The organism is Peribacillus sp. P4_C12 (assembly GCF_056402095.1).
On the sequence record NZ_JBFUIB010000324.1, the window covers coordinates 1 to 4,224 of the forward strand.

Below are 4,224 nucleotides of genomic sequence, written 5' to 3' on the forward strand. Positions count from 1 at the left end.
GGATGGGGAGGATGAAGTTAAGTGAAACATTTCATCCTTTCTTTTATAGCCTTGCTTTTTTTTGTTTTTGAAAGCATCTTTGCCCAGTTATTTGCAAGTGATGTATTTGGCGCTGATAAAATCCTAGTTCCTCGGTTTATTATGATTTTTGTTTTTTTTCTGACTATGTTCGGATCTAGAAAAATAGGGATGCTTTATGGAGCAATTCTTGGGTTAACATATGATGCCGTATATACAGAAATTTTAGGGGTTTACATGTTACTTATCCCTTTTCTTGCGTATTTGATTTCAAAATGCATGAAAATCTTGCAAAATAATATACTTATTTCCTGCCTTGTGGCTCTCTTGTTTACGGCAGTTTTAGAGGTCGTTATTTTTCAAATGAATATCATCCTATCTTTTGCAGATATGGGATTTGCGGAATATATGGACCGGAGATTCGTCCCGACATTATTATTGAACCTCGTATTTATTATTATTAGTTGCTATCCATTAAAGAGAATTATCGAAATGCTTGATTTGCAAGGAGAATTAGAATAACGTTTCTGTGTTCTAATAGTAGGTTAAAAATGTATTTTCACTTTTCCATGTAAGTAGAAAAAGGAAATTTGTTTTCCTATGTCGAATTATATTTCATTGAGGTGAAACAAACGTCATGAATAAAAGAATTCAGCAAAATGTTATGATTAAGGGAACAAAAGACGGGTTTATGCTTCATCTCGATGATTCTTGCTCATTTTCCGAATTATTGAAAGAGTTAGAAGCGAAGCTTTCGGCAAACTATCAGTTTCAAGAAAATGACCCGTCTATTTCCGTAAAAGTACATACAGGGAACCGCTATCTAGATGATGAACAAGTGGAAAAGATTAAAGAGGTTATCCATAAAAAGAAGAAACTTTTCGTTGACGAGATGCTTTCGAATGTCCTGACAAAGGATGAAGCGAAACGCTGGAAAGATGAAAACCAAGTGACAACTGTTACCAAGGTGATAAGATCGGGACAGGTGTTTGAAGTTCCCGGCGATCTACTGCTAATTGGAGATGTTAATCCGGACGGAACGGTACGTGCGGGTGGTAACATATATATTATGGGACAGTTAAAAGGGATAGCCCATGCCGGATATAAGGGGAATAATGAGGCTATTATTGCAGCCTCTGTTATGAAACCCGCTCAGTTGCGTATTGCTGGACAAGTGAATTTATCTCCTGACCAATATACGAAATGGGGGCATGACTTGGAATGTGCCTTCATGGACGAAGAAGAAAATATAATAATAGAAAAGCTGCAAGTTTTAAAGAAATATAGACCTAATTTAAATAGATTAGAAGGGGGTCTCTAATCGTGGGAGAGGCAATAGTTATTACATCTGGTAAAGGTGGTGTCGGAAAAACAACCACCTCCGCCAACTTAGGAACATCGTTAGCTCTTCTAGGTAAAAAGGTTTGTTTGATTGATACGGATATTGGTCTTCGGAACTTAGATGTGATTATGGGATTGGAAAATCGAATCATCTACGATTTGGTCGATGTGGTCGAAGGGCGCTGCAAAATACATCAAGCGCTTATTAAAGATAAGCATTTCGAGGATCTGCTTTATTTGCTTCCGGCTCCACAAAATAGTGATAAATCAGCGGTAAACGAAGAGCAGATGAGGAAACTCATTAGTGATATGAAACCCGACTATGATTATATCCTAATTGACTGTCCTGCAGGTATTGAGCAGGGCTTTAGGAATGCCATAGCTGGTGCTGACAAAGCAATTATCGTGACGACTGCCGAAAGACCGGCTGTCAGGGATGCGGACCGTATTATTGGTCTGCTCGAAAAAGAAGAGCAGATTGAACCGCCTCAATTGATTATCAACCGGATACGCGGCCATTTACTTCATGAAGATGAGGAAATGGATATCGATGGAGTAACCGATTTTCTTAAAATTGATTTGATCGGCGTCATTCCTGATGATGACCAGGTCATTGTAGCAGCTAATAAAAAGGAACCCATTGCCTATAATCCGGACAATAGAGTCTCGCTTGCCTATAGGAACATTGCCCGAAGGATTCTTGGTGAATCTGTGCCCTTGACTCCGATTGGCGTCGAACCAAAAGGTTTTATGTCAAAATTGAAAAAATTCTTTAGCGTGCGGTAAATTTGAATCATAAATTATGAAGTGAGTGCATTCAATGCCCTCGCTTTTTTTCTTTTATCCTATCGCAGCTATAAGGCTGGAGAGTTAGAATTATATAAAAAAGGCAAGCCATCTATCTTGGCTTGCCTTTTTTATCTGTTGATTAAGTATTAATAAATGTGACAGGTTATCCGCGTCTTCCGCCTCTACCGCCACGTTTTGATTCGGTGCTACGTTTAAGAGTAGATAAATTTTCTTCACTAGTCTTTAAAAAGCGAACCATTTTATCTTCGAAATTTTCCTTTGGTTGGAAATTACCTTTTGAACGAAAGTCTTTTGAACGGCTATCCCCTTGGCGTGGTGGGCGTTTAGTATAAGAAGAGGTTTGCCCTTCGGGTTTATCTATAGCCTTTTTGATGGACAAGGCAGTTTTTCCGTCTTTCTCACTAATCACTTTTACTTCAATTTGGTCGCCTACTTTAAGATGGTCATTAACGTCTTTTACATAGCTATCCGCTACCTCACTGATATGCACAAGACCTGTTGAGCCTCCTGGTAATTCTACGAATGCTCCAAAATTAGTGATACCTGTTACTTTACCTTGTACTTTGCTGCCTATTTCGATTGACATAAAAAAATGTTCCCCCTCAATAATGTTAAAACAACTTCATTATAACAAATTAAGAAGAACAATATCAATTGGATTTTTTTTCTCAATGATTTCATTTTCTAAATCAAAGCATAAAATACATCAAAACTCATGGTTTTCAATTAAATTGTTGTTCCAAAATTTATTTTAGAAAGAAAAATTCAGAGGTGTTTAGAAAGAAAATCTTTTCTCCGTCATAGTCTGGACAAGTAGCTCATACGTTGTAATATAGCGCATTACATGAGCAGGGGGTGGATTTAGAATGGATGATCGCAGGAAAGATATCCGCAATCGTATCGCCAAGAGACGGAAGTTTAATGATAAACCAGCAGGAAATGGTAGTTGGACGGAGATCAATAATGAGGAACCGTATGGTTTTGATTCATTTAACGGGTATTCCGAGAAAGATCATCCGCTCTTTAAGAAAGAATATTTCTTTTTTAAAATCTTGGCCAGTGTATGTCTATTTCTTATTATTGCGGTGATGTTTAAGCATCCTTCAACGCGGCTGGATTCTGCAAGGAGTTTTGTCACGGAAAACATGAACCAGGAGTTTCAGTTTGCTTCAATTTCCAATTGGTATGAAAGTGAGTTTGGCAAGCCTATCGCTTTTTTACCGAATAAATCTGAGACAGAAACAGTCGATTCGGGTGAAGGCTATGCGAGGCCTGCCTCTGCGAAAATTACCCAAACCTTTGAGACAAACGGCGAGGGAATCATATTGGAAACAAGCAAAGGATCTAAGGTTGAATCGATCAATGAAGGAGTGGTCATTTTTGCCGGTGAAAAGGAGGGGATTGGAAAGACGGTTGTTATTCAGCATGCTAACAAAAGTGAATCCTGGTATGGGCAACTAGAAAAGATTAATGTGAAACTTTATGAGTTTGTTAAGAAAGGGAACGAAGTCGGACAGGTTACAGTAAGTGAAGACGGTTCCAAGGGCAGGTTTTATTTAGCAATAAAAGAAAATGACGCCTTCATCGATCCTAAAAAGGTGATATCCTTTGAGTGAGTATGGAAAATTACTATTTAAAATCAGAGTACATCCGACACTGTGGTTCGTCATTGGAATCGCCATCCTTACGGCCCATTTCGTTGAAATGATGATGTTGTTACTCATCGTTTTTATTCATGAGATGGGGCATGCAATCTGTGCTCAGCACTTTAAATGGCGGATTAAGTCAATCCATCTGCTTCCTTTTGGAGGGGCGGTAGAGACTGAGGAGTATGGAAATAAAAGTTTGAAGGAGGATTTGGCCGTCGTGCTTGCCGGTCCGCTTCAACATGTTTGGCTCATCGGAGCGGCTTTTTTGCTCTATTCCCTTTCCTTTATTTCCTATGAGCTGTATCAGCCTTTCTTATATATGAATCTTATGTTGTTGGTTTTTAATTTGCTGCCAATTTGGCCTTTGGACGGAGGGAGGCTTTTATTCATTGGTGTATCTCTTTAC

6 protein-coding genes are annotated in these 4,224 nt (G+C 38.6%); 5 read left to right on the top strand and 1 reads right to left on the bottom strand.

Annotated features, from left to right (window positions below; all coding sequences use genetic code 11):
• Positions 1–21: 21 nt before the first annotated feature.
• The 3 genes from mreD to minD all read left to right on the top strand — a co-directional run bounded on the left by mreD (position 22) and on the right by minD (position 2,145).
• Entirely contained in the window at positions 22–540 is a 519-nt protein-coding gene (mreD, locus tag AC1DUW_RS22040) for a rod shape-determining protein MreD (RefSeq protein WP_053347160.1), read from the top strand.
• 115 nt (positions 541–655) lie between these two features.
• Positions 656–1,339, top strand: a complete 684-nt coding sequence (gene minC / locus AC1DUW_RS22045) for a septum site-determining protein MinC (RefSeq protein ID WP_053347159.1) — start codon at positions 656–658, stop codon at positions 1,337–1,339.
• Between the two features lie 2 nt (positions 1,340–1,341).
• The gene (gene minD, locus AC1DUW_RS22050; RefSeq protein WP_053347158.1) at positions 1,342–2,145 is read left to right on the top strand and encodes a septum site-determining protein MinD; all 804 of its coding nucleotides are present in this window, start codon (positions 1,342–1,344) and stop codon (positions 2,143–2,145) included.
• 166 nt (positions 2,146–2,311) lie between these two features.
• Here minD and AC1DUW_RS22055 read toward each other — a convergent pair whose 3' ends face one another.
• Positions 2,312–2,755 carry a S1 domain-containing RNA-binding protein gene (locus tag AC1DUW_RS22055; RefSeq protein WP_053347157.1) on the bottom strand — a complete coding sequence of 148 codons (444 nt, stop codon included), beginning with the start codon at positions 2,753–2,755 and terminating at the stop codon, positions 2,312–2,314.
• Positions 2,756–3,035: 280 nt separating this feature from the next.
• Between AC1DUW_RS22055 and AC1DUW_RS22060 the strand changes: the two genes are divergently transcribed.
• Together AC1DUW_RS22060 and AC1DUW_RS22065 are read left to right on the top strand one after the other, a co-directional pair.
• A complete protein-coding gene (locus tag AC1DUW_RS22060; RefSeq protein ID WP_477643464.1) occupies positions 3,036–3,785 on the top strand; it encodes a peptidoglycan DD-metalloendopeptidase family protein in 750 nt (249 codons plus the stop codon).
• On the top strand, positions 3,778–4,224 hold a 447-nt coding region (locus AC1DUW_RS22065; RefSeq protein ID WP_477643465.1), incomplete at its 3' end, for a M50 family metallopeptidase. The genes AC1DUW_RS22060 and AC1DUW_RS22065, both read left to right, overlap by 8 nt.

What these genes read in the sequence shown, in the direction of transcription:
- AC1DUW_RS22060 (WP_477643464.1), top strand. Translation starts at nt 3,036, where the DNA reads ATGGATGATCGCAGGAAAGATATCCGCAATCGTATCGCCAAGAGACGG.
- AC1DUW_RS22055 (WP_053347157.1), bottom strand. Translation starts at nt 2,755, where the DNA reads ATGTCAATCGAAATAGGCAGCAAAGTACAAGGTAAAGTAACAGGTATC.
- minC (WP_053347159.1), top strand. Translation starts at nt 656, where the DNA reads ATGAATAAAAGAATTCAGCAAAATGTTATGATTAAGGGAACAAAAGAC.